Source organism: Bauldia sp. (assembly GCA_037200845.1).
Lineage (GTDB): Bacteria > Pseudomonadota > Alphaproteobacteria > Rhizobiales > Kaistiaceae > DASZQY01.
This window is the reverse complement of sequence record JBBCGQ010000001.1, coordinates 683310-700079: the sequence shown is the minus strand read 5'-3', so window position 1 is coordinate 700079 and position 16770 is coordinate 683310. Positions and strand designations below refer to the sequence as shown.

11 protein-coding genes are annotated in these 16770 nt (G+C 65.7%); 4 read left to right on the top strand and 7 right to left on the bottom strand.

Features of this window, described 5'->3' with window-relative positions:
• The 7 genes from WDM94_03425 to WDM94_03395 form a co-directional block, all read right to left on the bottom strand.
• Positions 1 to 2406: a circularly permuted type 2 ATP-grasp protein gene (locus tag WDM94_03425; GenBank protein ID MEJ0011675.1), complete on the bottom strand. Its 2406-nt coding sequence runs from the start codon at positions 2404 to 2406 to the stop codon at positions 1 to 3.
• Between the two features lie 4 nt (positions 2407 to 2410).
• Positions 2411 to 5770, bottom strand: a complete 3360-nt coding sequence (locus WDM94_03420) for a transglutaminase family protein (GenBank protein ID MEJ0011674.1) — start codon at positions 5768 to 5770, stop codon at positions 2411 to 2413.
• Positions 5771 to 6240: 470 nt separating this feature from the next.
• Complete coding sequence (locus WDM94_03415; protein ID MEJ0011673.1) at positions 6241 to 7056, bottom strand: FadR/GntR family transcriptional regulator; 816 nt, start codon at positions 7054 to 7056, stop codon at positions 6241 to 6243.
• Positions 7057 to 8022 (bottom strand): galactofuranose ABC transporter, permease protein YjfF, encoded by a 966-nt coding sequence (gene yjfF, locus WDM94_03410; GenBank protein MEJ0011672.1) that lies wholly within the window; start codon positions 8020 to 8022, stop codon positions 7057 to 7059. It abuts the gene before it with no gap.
• Positions 8019 to 9071, bottom strand: a complete 1053-nt coding sequence (locus WDM94_03405; GenBank protein MEJ0011671.1) for an ABC transporter permease — start codon at positions 9069 to 9071, stop codon at positions 8019 to 8021. Before WDM94_03405 ends, yjfF begins: the two co-directional genes overlap by 4 nt.
• Complete coding sequence (locus WDM94_03400) at positions 9068 to 10573, bottom strand: sugar ABC transporter ATP-binding protein (GenBank protein MEJ0011670.1); 1506 nt, start codon at positions 10571 to 10573, stop codon at positions 9068 to 9070. Before WDM94_03400 ends, WDM94_03405 begins: the two co-directional genes overlap by 4 nt.
• A 139-nt stretch (positions 10574 to 10712) precedes the next feature.
• Positions 10713 to 11633, bottom strand: a complete 921-nt coding sequence (locus WDM94_03395; GenBank protein ID MEJ0011669.1) for an ABC transporter substrate-binding protein — start codon at positions 11631 to 11633, stop codon at positions 10713 to 10715.
• A 307-nt stretch (positions 11634 to 11940) separates the two neighbouring features.
• Here WDM94_03395 and WDM94_03390 point away from each other — a divergent pair, with 307 nt between their 5' ends.
• The 4 genes from WDM94_03390 to mmsB all read left to right on the top strand — a co-directional run bounded on the left by WDM94_03390 (position 11941) and on the right by mmsB (position 16768).
• Positions 11941 to 12714: a FadR/GntR family transcriptional regulator gene (locus WDM94_03390; GenBank protein MEJ0011668.1), complete on the top strand. Its 774-nt coding sequence runs from the start codon at positions 11941 to 11943 to the stop codon at positions 12712 to 12714.
• A gap of 108 nt (positions 12715 to 12822) precedes the next feature.
• Positions 12823 to 13839: a multiple monosaccharide ABC transporter substrate-binding protein gene (gene chvE, locus WDM94_03385; GenBank protein MEJ0011667.1), complete on the top strand. Its 1017-nt coding sequence runs from the start codon at positions 12823 to 12825 to the stop codon at positions 13837 to 13839.
• Between the two features lie 107 nt (positions 13840 to 13946).
• Positions 13947 to 15479, top strand: coding sequence for a multiple monosaccharide ABC transporter ATP-binding protein (mmsA, locus tag WDM94_03380; GenBank protein ID MEJ0011666.1), 1533 nt, complete (start codon positions 13947 to 13949; stop codon positions 15477 to 15479).
• Positions 15476 to 16768 carry a multiple monosaccharide ABC transporter permease gene (mmsB, locus tag WDM94_03375; GenBank protein MEJ0011665.1) on the top strand — a complete coding sequence of 431 codons (1293 nt, stop codon included), beginning with the start codon at positions 15476 to 15478 and terminating at the stop codon, positions 16766 to 16768. Before mmsA ends, mmsB begins: the two co-directional genes overlap by 4 nt.
• Positions 16769 to 16770 lie beyond the last annotated feature (2 nt).

The window sequence follows — 16770 nt, the reverse complement described above, 5'->3', positions numbered from 1 at the left end:
CTAGCGGAAATACGTGGCGTCGATAAGGTCGGAGAGCCCGGCGATGGCCTCGACCATGCCCGACAGGAAATCCGGCAGGACGTCCTTCGGTTCCGCGATCGCGAGCTGGGTATAGAGGCGCAGCGTCTCGCGCGCCGCCGGGTTCGACGTGCCGCGTGCGTCGCGGCCGGGGATGAGGGCGACCTGCGTCTTCAATTCGGCCAACTGGAACAGGATCGAGCGCGGGTTGGCCTCGTCGAGCGCGAGGAGCTCGATCGTCGCCAGCCGTCCCGAGTTCACCTTGTAGCGGCTGCGCCGGGTCATCACGCTGTCGCCGACCTCGACCAGCAGGTCGAGCATCTCGGCGCTCGCGTCGGGCGCGGCGAACGATGCCGTCAGCCGGCACATCTCCAGCGATCGCTCCAGGTGGCGCCCGATTTCCAGAAAGCGCCAGCCGGCGGCCTGATACATGTTTTCGTGCGCCAGCCCGGCAAAGCCGGCAACCTTGCGCAGCAGCACCGTCATCGCCGCCGCCGCGTCGTCGCCGGCGCTTACCTGCCCGGCAAAGCGATGCGCCGTCTTGGAAAGGTCGGCCAGCGCCAGCCAGCCGTCGACGGAGAAACGATCGCGGATACGACCGGCGCTGTTGAAGGCGGCATCGATGCTCCACAGCAGGGCGGCCGGTATCGGCTGGCTCTCATCGACGCCGACCTCGTGCAGCGCGACGCCGATGTCGGGCAGCACCGGATTTGCCGGGTTTTCCGCCAGACGCCCGTGATAGGCGCGCAGGATGCGCGTAATGCCCTCGGCCCGCTCGATGTAGCGTCCGATCCAGAAGAGGTTGTCGGCGGCCCGGCTCGGCAGCGCCGTCACCAGCTTGGCATCGCGCACGTCGTCGTCGGCCGGCAGCAGCGTCACCTGCTCGACCGGCACGCCGTCGCCCACGATCCAGACGTCGGCGGCGCGGCCGCCGGCCTGCATCCCTATGGCCGAGGTGTCGGACGTGGCGCCGACGCGGGCAAAGCCGCCCGGCATGATTTTCCAGCCGGAGCCCGTGCGCATCGCAAAGGCGCGCAAGGTCACCGGCCGCGGCTCCAGACGACCGTCGACGTAGAACGGCATCGTGGAAAGCGTGACCGATTCCTGGGCGGCGTATTGCCCGCCCACGGCGCTGAGCTGCGCCAGCAGGCGCTCCCTGCCCGCCGCATCGAGCTCGGCCGGCAGCACCGAGGTCCGGTTGTCGTCGAACGGCGGCGCGGTCGCGTACGCCGGGCCGAGGATCATCCGGTCCAGCCGCTTCACGACAAAATCGCGCGCCGCCTCCTGCCCGCACCACCACGTCGCGGTATGGGGCAACGCCAGCGGCGCGCCCGTCAGGCGGGCGCAGATGCCCGGCAGGAAGGCGAGCAGCGCCCGCGTTTCCAGAATGCCGGAGCCGATGGCGTTGACGATGGCGGCCGCGTTGCGGCGCACCGCGTCGGCGAGCCCCGGCGTGCCGATCCGCGATTCCGGATTGAGCTCCAGCGGGTCGAGAAAAGCCGCGTCGAGGCGCCGCCACAGCACGCTGATGGGACGCGGCCCGCCGACGGTGCGAACCATGACGCGGCCATCGACGATGGTGAGGTCGGCGCCCTCGAGCAGCGTCAGGCCGAGGTAGCGGGCGATGTAGGCGTGCTCGAAATAGGTTTCGTTGCGCTGCCCGGGCGTGAGCAGCGCGACGCCGCCGCCGTTGGCCCGGTCGGCCAGTTCGAAAAGGGCGTTGCGCAGGTCGCGGAAGAAGCCGGCCAGCCGGTGCACGTTCATCGTCACGGGCAGGTCCGGCAAGGCGCGGCCGGTGGCGACGCGATTCTCCAGCGCAAAGCCGGCGCCGGACGGCGCCTGCGTGCGGTCGCCCAGCACCCACCAGCGATCGTCGGGCCCGCGGCCGAGATCGAAGGCGAGAAAATGCAGGTAGTGATCGTGCGGCGGGTAGCCGACCATCGGGCGCAGATATTCCGGGCTGGCGGCGACGAGTTGCGGCGGCAGCAGCCCTTCGCTGACCAGCGTGTTTTTTCCGTAGATGTCGGCGATGACCTCCTCGAGCAGGTCGGCGCGCTGGGCGAGCCCTGCCGCGATCGTGTTCCATTCGGCCTCGGCGATGACGAGCGGCACATGGGCGAGCGGCCACTCGCGCGTGTCCGATCCGCTGTCGCCGTAGGCGCGGTAATAAACGCCGGCGTCGCGCAGATGACGATCCGCCCGCGCGAAGCGCGCATCGATCTCGGCGGCCGGCAGCCTGTCGAGCTGATCCATCAGGGGGCGCCAGGCGGGGCGGATGAGCCCGTCGGCGCCTATCATCTCGTCGCTCGTGCCGGCCAGCGGGCGATAGCCTTCCGTCAGGCGGCTGGAGATCGCCTCGGGTTTGGGTACGGTCGCAGCGGGTTTCATGAAGCTAGATTCCGGCCGGACGCCTGAGGTCGAGGGTGAGCGGAAATTCTCCGGTGCGCTCCGGCGCAGCCGCAGGATATTCGCCGGCAGTATGGCCGCCCGGCTCGAAGCGCGCGAGCCGGCGTGCTTCGGCTTCGTTGGCGTTGACCGGAAACGTCTCGTAGTTGCGTCCACCCGGATGGGCGACATGGTATCGGCAGCCGCCCAGCGCCCGGCCGGTCCAGGTGTCGTAGAGATCGAAGACGAGCGGCGCGTCGACCGGCAGCATCGGGTGCAGGCCCGAGCGTGGCTGCCAGGCCTTGTAGCGGACGCCGGCGACGGCGGTTCCGCTTTCTCCCGTGCGGGTCATCGGCACGGTGCGCCCGTTGCACACGATGCGGTGGCGTTCCGGCTGCAGTCCCTCGGTCTTGATCTGCAGGCGCTCCACGGAAGAGTCGACGTAGCGCACCGTGCCGCCGATCGCCCCCTGCTCGCCCAGCACGTGCCAGGGTTCGAGCGCCTGGCGCAGCTCCAGCTTGACGCCCTCGTACTCGACCTCGCCGCAGAACGGGAAGCGGAATTCCTTCTGCGCCTCGAACCATTCCGGCCGGACCGGAAAGCCCGACTGCTTGAGATCGGCGAGCACGTCGAGAAAATCCTGCCAGACGTACCACGGCAGCATGAAGCGGTCGTGCAGCGCCGTGCCCCAGCGGACGAGGCGTCCGTCGAGCGGCGCCTTCCACAGCCGCGCGATGATGGCGCGGATCAGCAACTGCTGCGCCAGGCTCATGCGCGGGTCAGGCGGCATCTCGAAGCCGCGGAACTCGACAAGGCCGAGGCGGCCGGAAGCAAGGTCCGGCGAGAACAGCTTGTCGATGCAGATCTCGGAGCGGTGCGTATTGCCGGTGACGTCGGTCAGCAGATCGCGGAAAAGGCGATCGACCAGCCACGGCAGGGGCGCGGTCCCCTGCCCCGGCATCGGCACCTGCGCCAGCGCGATCTCCAGCTCGTAAAGCGAATCGTGCCGCGCTTCGTCGATGCGCGGCGCCTGGCTGGTCGGCCCGATGAAGAGGCCGGAGAACAGGTAGGAAAGCGCCGGGTGGCGCTGCCAGTAGAGGATCAGGCTCTTGAGAAGATCGGGCCGCCGCAGGAACGGACTGTCCTGTGGCGTCGCGCCGCCGACGACCACATGGTTGCCGCCGCCGGTGCCGGCGTGGCGGCCGTCGATCATGAATTTGTCGGCGCCGAGCCGCGATTGGCGCGCCTCCTCGTAGACGGCGGAGGTGATGTCGACGGCCTCGCGCCACGAACTCGCCGGATGGATGTTCACCTCGATGACGCCGGGGTCGGGCGCAACGCGGATGACGTTGATGCGGGGATCCGGCGGCGGGGCGTAGCCTTCGATCTGGACCGGCAGGCCGGTCCGCTCCGCCGCCGCCGCCACCGCGTTGATCAGATCGAGGTAGTCCTCGATGGTCTCCACCGGCGGCATAAACACGCAGAGCTTGCCGCCGCGCACCTCGACGGCGATTGCCGTCCTCACCGCGCTGGTGCTCATGTCGAGCTCCTGCTCGACGCGATCCTGGCGCGCGCCGTCGGCGCCGACCGTGACTACGGGCTGCTCGCGGCTGTCGGCCGGGGCCACGATCTGTTCCGCGGGCGCAGCGCGGAACGACGGCTGGCTCGGGTCCGGCAGTTGGCCGCGCGGCGCGGCGGGGTCGCGTGGCATGATGTAGGGATAGGCGGCCGGCGGCACGTAGGGCAGTGAGCCTAGCGGCAGGCGGTAGCCGACGGGCGAGTCGCCCGGCACCAGAAACAGCCGGCCGCGCCGCGTCTTCCATTTCTCCGTCCGCCAGCGGCCGTCGCTGGCGCGCGCCTGCCAGCGCTGAACCGGCAGCACAAAGCCGGTCGGTTCGGTCAGGCCGCGTTCGAAGACGCGGGCGATGCGCGTCCTCTCTTCGGGATCTTCCAGTTTCGAGTTGGAAGGATCGACGTTATCGGGAAGCTTTCCTTCCTTCAGTATCCATTCGCCCGGGTCTTCATAGGCCGGCGCCACCGCCTCGCTCGATACGCCAAGCTCGTCCGACACCGCCTTCAGCAGCGTCTCCGCCTCGGCCGCTCCGGCACTGCCGCGGCCCTTTTCGGGCGCGATCAGGTTTGCGTCCGGCCACAGCGGCTTGCCGTCACGGCGCCAGTAGAGCGAGAACGTCCACCGCGGCAGGGTCTCGCCGGGATACCACTTGCCCTGGCCGTAGTGGATCATCCCGTTCGGCGCGAAGCGTTCGCGCAGGCGCCGGATCAGGGTATCCGCCCTCTCGCGCTTGGTCGGCCCGACGGCCGATGTGTTCCACTCGGGCGCTTCGTAGTCGTCGATGGAGACGAACGTCGGCTCGCCGCCCATGGTGAGGCGGACGTCCTCGGCGTTGAGCGCCTCGTCGATCTTGTTGCCGAGGGCATCGAGCGCCGCCCACGACTCATCGGAAAACGGCTTGGAAATGCGAGCATGCTCGGCAACGCGCGTGACGCGCATGTCGAAGCCAAAGTCGACGTTGGCGAAGCTCGCCACGCCGGAGATCGGGGCGGCGTTGCGATAATGCGGCGTGGCCGCAAGCGGGATGTGGCTTTCGCCGGTCAGCAGCCCCGAGGTCGGATCGAGACCGATCCAGCCCGCACCCGGGATGAAGACCTCGCACCAGGCGTGGAGGTCGGTGAAGTCCTTGTCGGTGCCGCGCGGCCCGTCCAGCGCGACGAGGTCCGGCTTCAACTGGATCAGGTAACCGGAAACGAACCGGGCCGCGAAACCCAGATTGCGCAGCACCTGCACCAGAAGCCAGCTCGTGTCGCGGCAGGAGCCGGTGGCGAAGGCCAGCGTTTCGTCCGGCGTCTGCACGCCGGGCTCGTGCCGGATGAGGTAGCCGACGTCGTGCTGCAGGCGAGCGTTCAGCGCGACGAGCAGGTCGACGGTATTGATCCCGCCGCGCGGAATGCTTGCCATGAATGCTGCCAGCCGCTCGCCGACCGGCTCGGCCTTCATGTAGATGGAGAGATCGTCGCGGATGTCCTGGTCATAGGCGAACGGCCATTTCTCCGCCGAGGGTTCGACGAAGAAATCGAACGGGTTGAAGACCGTCATGTCGACATGGAGATCGACCTCGATCTTCAGCTCGCGCACCGGCTCGGGGAAAACGTAGCGCGCGAGATAGTTGCCGTAGGCGTCCTGCTGATAGTTGACGAAATGCCCGGCGGGACTGACGCGCAGCGAATGGCTGAGGATTTTGTTGCGCGCGTTCGGCGCCGGCTTGAGGCGGACGATCTGGGGCCCAAGGGTTACCGGCCGGTCGTAGCGGTAGTGCGTCAGGTGATAGAGCGCTGCTTGGATCGCCATTGGGCAGTTGTCTTCGTCCTGTGGCTGGCCGACGCAAAGGCTACCGAGCCCGTGTCACGGCTATTGGCCGCTCGCGCGGCCTCCCACAGGTTAGCACGTGCCATGCCAAGCGGCGGGGGCTGTCCGCGCCGTCGTTCACGCCATGGTTGGCGGAGCCGTGGGCCGGGACTTTAGGGTCTGGCAACTCTGAGATCCGGTTCCGGCGGAGGGAGCAGTCAGCCGCGAACCCATCTCTGCGGTCTTAACGTGTGTCGGGCGCCAGAATTCCCTACAGCAGCAACAGGGAATGTCGAAAAAGGAAGCAGAGATTCCGAAAGCCAAATTCAGCGATGTTGGTACTTAGCATCCGATCGAATCGGCCTTCACGTCCGTCAATCGGCGCCGCCGAACACGAACGTGGGTCCGCTCATATTGCCCGGCGCACTTTGCGACTCGCGCTCGATCGTTAATCGTCATCCGCCCGAAGCAGATCAATTCCCGCCGCGCCTGCGCGTTGAAGCCTTTTTGCGATCTTTCGCGCCACGGTGGCGAAGGAACTCGCGGACGTCGCCGATCGAATCTCGCAGCAGCTCGCTCATCCGCTTTTGCGCCGCTTCCGGCTTGCCGTCGCGGATAGCTTCATAGACCGCCCAGTGCTGCTGCAGGCGGTCGTCCCGCATCCGCGCGGCGCCTTCCCAAGAGAGCTTGAAGGTGCCGACGAGGGCGGCGTCGATGAGGCTGCCGAGAGCGCTGATGAAGCGATTCCCCGTTGCATCGAGGATCAGCGAGTGGAACTGCAGGTCGGCGGCGACGAGATCGCCGTCGCCATCCTTGAAACGCTCCATATCGGCATATGCGGCAGCGATGCGGTTGATGATCGCGCGTGGACGCGCCGCGGCGACGAGCGCTGCGGCGGCGGGCTCGACCATGCGGCGCAGCGTGTAGAGTTCATCGATGAAGTCCTCGGTCGGCACGGTCTGGACGTGCCAGGCCAGCACTTCCGGATCGAGCATGTTCCAGTCCGCCTTGGGCCGCACCCGCGTGCCGACCCTGGGGCGAGCGACGATCAGCGCCTTGGCTGTGAGCAGGCTGTAGGCCTCGCGCAGCACCGTACGCGAGACGGCGAAGCGCGCGGAGAGTTCGGCCTCGTTTGGCAGCAGCGCACCGGGAAGATACGTGCCACCGACGATCTCGCGCCCGATCGTGCTGGCGACATGGGAATGCATGTTGCGGACGAAGGAAATCGTCTCGCCGCCGGGTGCCTTGCGAGGGCGTTGCGGAGCGGCGGCCGCGGAACGGCGCGCCATCTAGGTCGCCCGCCGAAAGCCGAAGGAACTGACCAGAGATTTCTGCATGACGATAAAAAGGAAGAGCAGGACACCCCCGCTGATCATGATCCACGCACTGTTGAGCGAGCCGTTGAAATTGATAAGCGTCGAGATCAATCCAAGAATCATGCCGCCGAAGAGGGTGCCGGCGACGAGGCCGACGCCGCCCGTCAGCAAAGTGCCGCCGAGCACGACCGCCGCAATAGCGCTCAGTTCATTGCCCTGCCCGGCCAGCGGATAGCCGGACGAGGTGTAGAGCGCATAGATGACGCCTGCCAGCGCGCTGTAGAAGCCGCCGAGGGCGTAGACTGACACGATCGTCTTGCGCACCGGCACGCCCATCAACAACGCGGAAGCGGAGTCGCCGCCGAGCGCGTAGACGTAGGTTCCGAAGCGGGTGAAGTGGGCGATCACGATGCCCGCCGCCAGAACGACCAGCATGACTATCGCCGAACTGGCCAGGAAGCCGCCGGTCGGGAAAGGGATGTTGGCGCCCGCGAAAGCCATGACGAACGGATGGCGAATGGGCACCGAGTCGAGGTTGACCATGAAGCAGGCACCGCGCAACAGAAACAGGCCGGCGAGCGTGATGATGAACGGCTGGGCCTTGCAGAAATCGATGGTGAAGCCTTGCGCCGCGCCGAACAAGGCGCCGAAGGCGAGCATCAGCGCAGCCGAGGCGAGCGGATGCCAGCCGACGGCGTCGAGGTTTGCCATGCACACGCCAACGAAGCCGATCATCGAACCGATCGACAGGTCGATGCCGCCGGAGAGGATGACGAAAGTCGTGCCGATAGCGGCGATGATGATGAAGGCGTTATCGGCGAGGATATGGCCGATGACCAACGTCGAGAAGAAGTGCTTGTAGAGCAGGCCGCCGGTGATGAAGAGGGCAGCGAAGACGACAATGGTCGCCAATAGCGGCAGGTAGCGCTCGCGCGTCATTTCCGCCTCCGGAAGATGTCCGTGACGGCATGCCGAGCGTTGTCGGACTGGAGCAGCAGCACGGCCAGCACGACGACGGCCTTGACGACGAGGTTATATTCGGGCGGCAGACCACTGGTGAGGATCGTCGTGGTTAGCGCCTGGATCACCAGCGCGCCGATTACAGTCAGGCCGAGATAGATGCGCCCGCCGGCAAGCGAGCCGCCGCCGATGACGACGGCGAGGATGGCGTCGAGCTCGACAAACAGGCCCTGGCTGACCGGATCGGAGGTGTGCGTGTCGGCCACGATGATGACGCCCGCGGCGGCGGCGAGCAGGCCGGATAGCAGGTAGGCCGCGTATTTCACGAGGCGAGAGCTGATGCCGGCGAGATCGGCGGCAGCGGAATTGCCGCCGACTGATTCGACAAACAGGCCGAGCGCCGTCTTGCGGATCAGCAGCCATAGTGCGGTGAATACGACCGCAAAGACGACGAGCCGCGTCGGCACCAGGCCGATGCGGCCGACGGACAGCCCCTGCAGGAACGGGCTTTCGAAGCTCGGATTAGTGCCGCCGTAGAGCAGGTTGATCATGAGGCCGATGCCGCGGCCCGATGTCATCAGGATCAGCGTCGCGATGATCGGCTGGATGTTGAGGATCGCGACTAGGAAGCCGTTCCACAGCCCGCAAAGCAGGCCGGTCGCAAGGGCGATGAGCAACACGACGACGTGCGGATCGCCGGCCTGGATGCGCCAGGCCATCATGGCGCCGCAGATGGCGATGATGGCGCCGACCGACAGGTCGATACCCTTGGTGCCGATGACGATCGCCATGCCGAGCGCCACCAGCGCCGTCGGCGTCGCGCGGTAGAGGATATCGATGACATTGCCGAACAGGCGGCCCTCGACGATGCGCACGTTGAAGAAGCCGGGCGAGACGATGCCGTTGACGGCGAGGATGAGGAGCAGCGCGAGGACCGGCCACAGCGCGCGCTGGCCGGCGAGCCAGCGCAGCCGCGTCACCAACGAGCGCGGCTGGACGATCGCGGTCGATGTCGGTTGCGTGCTCATGCGCCGGCGATCATCTCGATGACGTTCTCGCGCGTGATGTCGTCGCCGACGATCTCGCCAACCTTCTTGCGGTCGCGCAAGACGGCTATGCGGTCGCTTACCGCGACGATCTCGTCGAGCTCGGACGACGCGACGAGCAGCGCCAGCCCCTCGGCACACAGCTTGCGGATCAGCGTGACGACGTCTGCGTGAGCGCCGACGTCGATGCCGCGCGTCGGCTCGTCGAGCACAAGAATGCGCGGACGCGATACCAGCGCGCGGGCGAGCACCACCTTCTGTTGATTGCCGCCCGAGAGCTGGCCGACGGGCTTCTCGGCGTCAGGCGTCGCGATCGCCAACGCCTTGATCATCTCCTGCGCCAGACGTTCCTGCTCGTCGCGGGACAACTGACGCAGCCAGCCGCGCTTGGTCTGCAGCGCCAGCATGATGTTCTCGCGCACGCTCAATTCGAGGAACAGGCCCTCGGCCTTGCGGTCTTCCGGGCAAAACGCGATGCCGCGGCGGATCGACTGACGCGGCGAGTGGAAGGTGACCGTCACGCCTTCCACCTCGAGGCGACCGGCGTCCGGTCGGGTCACGCCGAATATGAGCTTCGCCGTCTCGGTGCGGCCGGAGCCAAGCAGGCCCGCCAGGCCGACGACTTCGCCGGCATGGAGCGTCAGGTCGAAAGGCTCGATGGAGCGCCGGCGGCCCAGGCCGGCGGCGGCGAGGACGGGCGCGCCGCCGGGGGCGACCTTGCCGCTCGCGCGGCGCTGCTCGATGCGTTCCAGTTCGCGGCCGAGCATGAGCGAGATCAGCTTCAGACGCGGCATCTCGGCCGTCGGCGCCGTACCGACCAGACGGCCGTTACGCAGCACGGAGATGCGATCGGCGATCTCATAGACCTGGTCGATGAAGTGGCTGATGAAGACGATGGCGATGCCCTGCGCCTTGAGGTCGCGGATGATCGCGAACAGCATCTTGGTCTCGTGCGCATCGAGGCTGGCGGTCGGCTCGTCGAGCACGAGCACGCGCGTGTCATCTTCCAGCGCGCGGGCGATGGCGATGAGCTGCTGAATGGCGACGGAGTACGAGCCAAGCGGCTTGTCGACGTTGATGTCGAGGGTTAGCCGCGCCAGGCGCTGGCGTGTGCGCGCCTTCGCGGCGCGCCATGAGATGAGCCCGAGCCGGCGCGGTTCACGCCCGAGCGTCACGTTCTTGGTCACGGACATGGTCGGCACGAGATTCACTTCCTGATAGACCGTCGAGATGCCCAGCGCGCGCGCAGCGCCCGGGCTGCCGACTGTGACGGTCTTGCCGTCGAGAACGATGTCGCCGAGGTCGGCCATCACCGCGCCGGTCATGATCTTGATGAGCGTCGATTTCCCGGCGCCGTTCTCGCCGAGCAGTGCGTGGACCTCGCCCGGGTAGAGCGCGAAGTCGACGTTATCCAGCGCGCGAACCCCGGCGAACGCCTTCGAGATTGCGGTCAGCTTTATGCGCGGTGTGGATGTTTCCGTCACGCTACGTGGTTCCCGCGAAGGGTTGGTCCCAGGGTGGCGAGCTTAGTTGGCGCCACGGCAACGCGGTAGAAGGAGCGACGCCCACCGGTGGATTGGTGGGCGCCGCCCGCAGTCGCGCCGAGGGAGGGTGCGACGTGTACTAGCCGCCCGGAGTGGCCGCAGTGTGCAGATCGGACGGGATGACAATCCATTTCGGCAGATCCGACGGGCTCTTCAGGTAGTCGGTTACGACCGGGTAGATGTACTTGCCGATGGCCGAACGGAGCTCGACCGATGCGTTCGCATCGCCGGCGGCCAGCGCGTCCTTCATTGCCGGCACGTAGTCGACCGACACCATCAGGAAGTCCTTGCCGGGCTTCAGGCCGGCTTCCTTCATGGCCTGAATCGCACCGAGCTGCATGTTGTCGTTGTGAGCGAACACGCCGCAGATGCCCTTCAGGTTATCGGTCGACTTGATGAAGGCTTCCATCACCTTCTTGCCGCCTTCCGTGGTGAAGTCGCCACTCTGCGACTTGACGATCTTCATGCCGGGGAACTGCGAGATGACCGCCTGGAAGCCCTTGTTGCGCTCGATCGCCGGGGCGGCGCCGGTCGTGCCCTGGAGCTCGACGACATCGCACTGGCCCTTGCTCGCCTGCGCCAGCCAGGCACCCGCGATCTTGCCCTCGAGGTTGAAGTCGGCGGAGATGCGGGTGACGTAGAGCGACTTGTCGGTGGTGTCGACGTCGCGGTCGGCGAGGAACACCGGAATCTTGGCGTCCTTGGCTTCCTTGAGCACCTGATCCCAGCCGGTGATCACGACCGGCGCGATGATGATCGCGTCGACCTGCTGCGCGATGAAGGCGCGCACCGCCTTCAACTGCTCTTCCTGCTTGCCCTGGGCGTCGGCGTACTTGAGGTCGATGCCTTCCTTGGTGGCCTCTTGCTGCATGTCCTTGGACCACGCCGGGCGCCAGTCGCCCTCGTCGCCGACCTGCGAGAAGCCGATCGTAACTGCGAACGCCGACGAGCCGGCAAGCATCATCGATGCGGCGGCGATCGCGCCGCCGAACCATTTCATGTTTTGCATTTATTCCTCCCGTTGAAACCTCAGAGCCGTTCGGGCTCCTCGCCCGCCGACAACAAATTCGGAAAGCTCCCACTTTCCGAAATGCAGCGAACGGTATAAATCATACAATCATATTTATTCGCCGCAAGGCGGATTTCGATACAGCGGCGGGGATGCGTCGATGTCCGCGCCAAGTCAGAAAATGCGATAAGATTGACAAATGGCGGTCAATCATCTGATGTTTGCCGCCAATTGAGACGCCGCACCGTCGGCGCAGTGCCCTGGGAGGGGAATTCGGGTGGTTTGGGAGTCAACCGAGGTGGGCGCGCTTCGCCCCGCCGGCGCGGCCGAAGCGCTCGGGCGGCGGATCGTGACTGGCGACCTGACGCCAGGCACCACGCTTCCCAATCTCGAACGTCTTGCCGAACAGTTCTCGATGTCGCGCCTGTCCATGCGCGAGGCGATCAAGCTGCTTGCCGGGAAGGGACTGGTGTCGTCGGCGCCGAGGCGCGGCACCGTAGTGCGCCCGCGTCAGGAGTGGAGCCGGCTCGATCCCGACGTGCTTCTCTGGCAGATCGGCGCGGTGCCGAACGCGGCATTCGTGCGCAACCTCTTCGAACTGCGCCGCATGATCGAGCCGGAGGCGGCGATGCTGGCTGCGGCACGCGCCGGTGGGGCGGCCCTCGCCGACATCGAAGCGGCCTTTGCCCAGATGGAGGCGGCCGAAGCGAGGGCGCCCGAGTCGATCAAGGGCGATGTTGCTTTCCATCTGTCGATCTTGCGCGCCACCGGCAACGAGTTCATCGCGGCGCTGGCGCCGGCGATTGAGACGTCGCTCATGCTGACGTTTACGGTACAGCGAGACGCCTGGCCGGATCCGGATAATTTCCTGCCTTCGCATCGCCTCATCCTCGACGCGATCACGCGTGGCGACGGTAGCGCCGCCCGCGAGGCCGTGCAGAAGCTGCTCGTGCGCGCGGAGGCCGACGCCATGGACGGGTTGCGGCTACTCGGCGCCGTCGAGGATGCGGCGCAAAACGAAGTGCCCAGCAAAAAACGGAGCGAGGGGCAAGGCACTCGGCCGCGAGGCTGAAGAGAATTCATAAACGGCCGGCGATAGTCGCCGAGCCGACAATAGGGAGGAATGCCAGTGAGATTTTCAAAGCTTCTATTGACCGCGTTCACGCTCGGCACGATCGCCATGGGCGGTCAGTCGTTCGCCGCGGACAAGGGCCTGGTCGGCGTGCTGATGCCGAACAAGACCTCGTTGCGCTGGATCAACGACGGCGATGCCGTCAAGTCCCAGCTTGAGGCGCTGGGCTACACCGTCGATCTGCAGTACGCGCAGGACGACATTGCGAACCAGCTTTCGCAGCTCGAGAACGAGATCACCAAGGGTCCGAAGGCCCTGATCATCGCCTCGATCGACGGCACGACGATGACCGACGCGTTGCAGAGAGCGCACGATGCCGGCACCCTCGTGATTGCCTATGACCGCCTGATCAGGAACTCGCCGAACGTCGACTACTACACCTCGTTCGACAACTTCAGCGTCGGCGTGCTCCAGGCCAATTCGCTTCTCAAGGGCCTCGGCTATCCGGACAAGAAGGGTCCATTCAACATCGAAGTGTTCGGCGGTTCGCCGGACGACAACAACGCGTTCTTCTTCTACGACGGCGCCATGTCGGTGCTGCAGCCGCTGATCGACAACAAGACCCTCGTGGTCAAGTCCGGCCAGCTTGGCATGGACAAGGTCGGTACGCTGCGCTGGCTGGCGGCTACCGCCCAGGCCCGCATGGATAACCTGCTGTCCGCCAACTACTCGGACGGCAGCCGCGTCGACGGCGTTCTGTCGCCCTACGACGGCCTGAGCCGCGGCATCACCGCCTCGCTCCGCGCCGTGGGTTACGGCACCGCTGACCTGCCGTGGCCGATCGTGACCGGCCAGGATGCCGAAACGCCTTCGGTGAAGCTGATCATCTCAGGCGAGCAGTATTCGACTGTGTTCAAGGATACGCGTGACCTCGCCAAGGCCACCGTCGGTCTGGTCGACACCGTCGTGTCGGGCGGCACGCCGGCGACCCTCGACACCAAGACCTACAACAACGGCGTGAAGGTCGTCCCGTCGGTCCTGTTGACGCCCTACGAGGTCGACAAGTCGAACTACCAGAAGCTCGTGGTCGACTCGGGATACATCAAGGCCGAAGACCTGAAGTAGACTTCAATCGAACGTTTGGGGTCCCGCTCGCGCGGGACCCCTTTCGCATTGGCGCATGGCCAAGGTAACTATCCGGGCGGCAAGCTCGGTGGGAACGGAGTTGAGCAATGGCCTCGACCATTCTCGAGATGCGCAACATCACCAAGACGTTCCCTGGCGTGACCGCGCTTTCGGGCGTCAATCTCAGCGTCGAGGATGGCGAGATCCACGCCATCGTGGGCGAGAACGGCGCCGGCAAGTCGACCCTGATGAAGGTGCTCTCCGGTGTCTATCCGACCGGCGAGTACGAAGGCCAGATCATCTATCGCGGCCAGGAGTGCCACTTCAAACGCATCAACGACAGTGAGCATCTTGGGATCGTCATCATCCACCAGGAGCTCGCGCTGGTGCCGATGCTGTCGATTGCCGAAAACATCTTCCTCGGCAACGAACACGCCAGATACGGCGTCATCGACTGGAACGCCAACGAGACGCGCACCCGCGCACTGCTGAAGAAAGTCGGGCTGGCGGAAGACCCCGATACGCTGATCACCAACATCGGCGTCGGCAAGCAGCAGCTCGTCGAGATTGCGAAGGCCCTCAGCAAGGAAGTGAAGCTGCTGATCCTGGATGAGCCGACGGCGAGCCTCTCCGAGAAGGACAGCCGTGCCTTGCTCGACCTGCTGATCGAGTTCAAGCAGCACGGCATCACCTCGATCCTGATTTCGCACAAGCTGAGCGAAGTGAGCCGCGTCGCCGACCGCGTCACGATTCTGCGCGACGGTCAGACCATCGAGACGCTGAGCAAGGGGCAGGTCGACGAAGACCGGATCATCACCCTTATGGTAGGCCGCCCACTTACCGATCGCTTCCCGCCGCGCGATCCGAAGATCGGCGAGACGGTGCTGGAGGTGAAAAACTGGAGTGTCTACCACCCGCTCCACGCCGACCGGCAGGTGATCAAAGGTATCGACCTCAACGTCCGCAAGGGCGAGGTCGTCGGGATCGCCGGCCTGATGGGCGCCGGGCGCACAGAATTCGCGATGAGCCTCTTTGGCCGCTCGTACGGCCGCCGCATCACGGGGGAAGTCTTTCTCAACGGGCAGAAGATCGATACCTCGTCGGTTGGCCGGAGCGTCGCGCAGGGGATCGCCTACGTCACCGAGGACCGGAAGACCTACGGTCTCAACCTGATCGATCACATCAAGAACAACATCACCATCGCCAACCTCGGAGCGGTCTCGCGCCATAGCGTCATCGACGATCTCCGCGAGATCGACGTCGCCAACGAATATCGCAGCAAGACCAACATCCGGTCGTCCAGTGTCTATCAGAAGACGGGAAACCTCTCGGGCGGCAATCAGCAGAAAGTGGTGCTGAGCAAATGGCTCTTCGCCAACCCCGAGGTGCTGATCCTCGACGAGCCGACGCGCGGCATCGACGTCGGCGCCAAGTACGAAATCTATACCATCATTGCGAGGCTCGCGTCCGAGGGGAAAGCGATCCTGGTCATTTCCTCGGAAATGCCGGAGCTGCTCGGCATTTGCGATAGAATCTACGTGATGAACGAGGGCCGCATCGTCGGCGAGATGGCCGCCGCGGGCGCCAGCCAGGAAAAGATCATGCGCGCGATCGTTCGCGGAGAAGGGAAAGCATCATGAGCACGGAGACTGCCCCGGGCCTGCCGACGGGCGTGGCGGACGATGCAGCGGCGGGCCGGCGCGTAGATGCCTCCGCGCTCCTCAACTATCTCCGCGACTACGGCCTCGTGCTCGCCCTGATCGCGATCATGGTGTTCTTCCAGCTCACCACGTCCGGGACGCTGTTCAAGCCCGTCAACCTCAGCAACCTCATACAGCAGAACAGCTTCATCATTGTGATGGCGCTTGGGATGCTGCTGGTCATCGTGTCGGGTCACATCGATCTCAGCGTCGGTTCGGTCGCGGGGTTCATAGGCGCGCTGGTGGCGACGATGATGGTGATCTGGCCGCTGGGAGTCTTCAGCAATCCGCTCGTGGCCTCGATCATCTGTCTCGTCGTGGGCGGGACGATAGGCGCGGCGCAGGGCTACTGGATCGCCTACCACCGAATACCGAGTTTCATCGTGACTCTGGCGGGCATGCTCATCTTCCGTGGCCTGTGCCAGGCATTGCTGGGCGGCGGCGCCTCGGTCGGTCCCCTGCCGGTCGACTTCAAGGCGCTGAGTTCGGGATTCGTGCCGGAGGTCGTCGGCACCCTCACGCTCGTGCCGGCCGCGCTGAACGCGAACGGCAAGGTGATCATCGGCAGCGGCGTCGTGCTGAACATGACCACGATCATCATCGGCGTCATCGGCGTTCTGGCCTACGCGTACTTCGGGCTAGCCGCGCGCCGCACGCGCCAGCGCCACGGGCACGAGTCGGAACCCTTCTCCCTGTTCCTCGGCAAAACGGTGGTTGTCAGCGCGATCGTGCTGTTCCTTGTCTTCCAGTTCGCGAGCTACAAGGGGCTGCCTGTCGTGCTCGTCGTGATGGGGGTGCTGATCGGCCTATTCGCCTTCGTCACGCGCCAGACCACGATCGGGCGCCGGGTCTATGCAATGGGCGGCAATGCCAAGGCGGCGCAGCTATCCGGCATCAAGACGGATCGGCTGACGCTCATCGTCTTCATCAACATGGGCGTGCTGTCAGCTCTTGGCGGCCTGATCATTGCGGCGCGCCTCGGGCAGGCGGTACCTGCCGCGGGCCTTGGCAGCGAACTCGACGTCATCGCGGCGGTCTTCATCGGCGGCGCATCGGCGATGGGCGGCATCGGCGGGGTTGCGGGGACCGTGGTCGGCGGCTTCATCATGGGCGTGATGAACAACGGCATGTCGATCCTGGGCGTCAACGTCGACTACCAGCAGGTCGTCAAGGGCCTCGTGCTCCTCGGCGCCGTGGTGTTCGACGTTTACAACAAGAACAAGGGCTGATG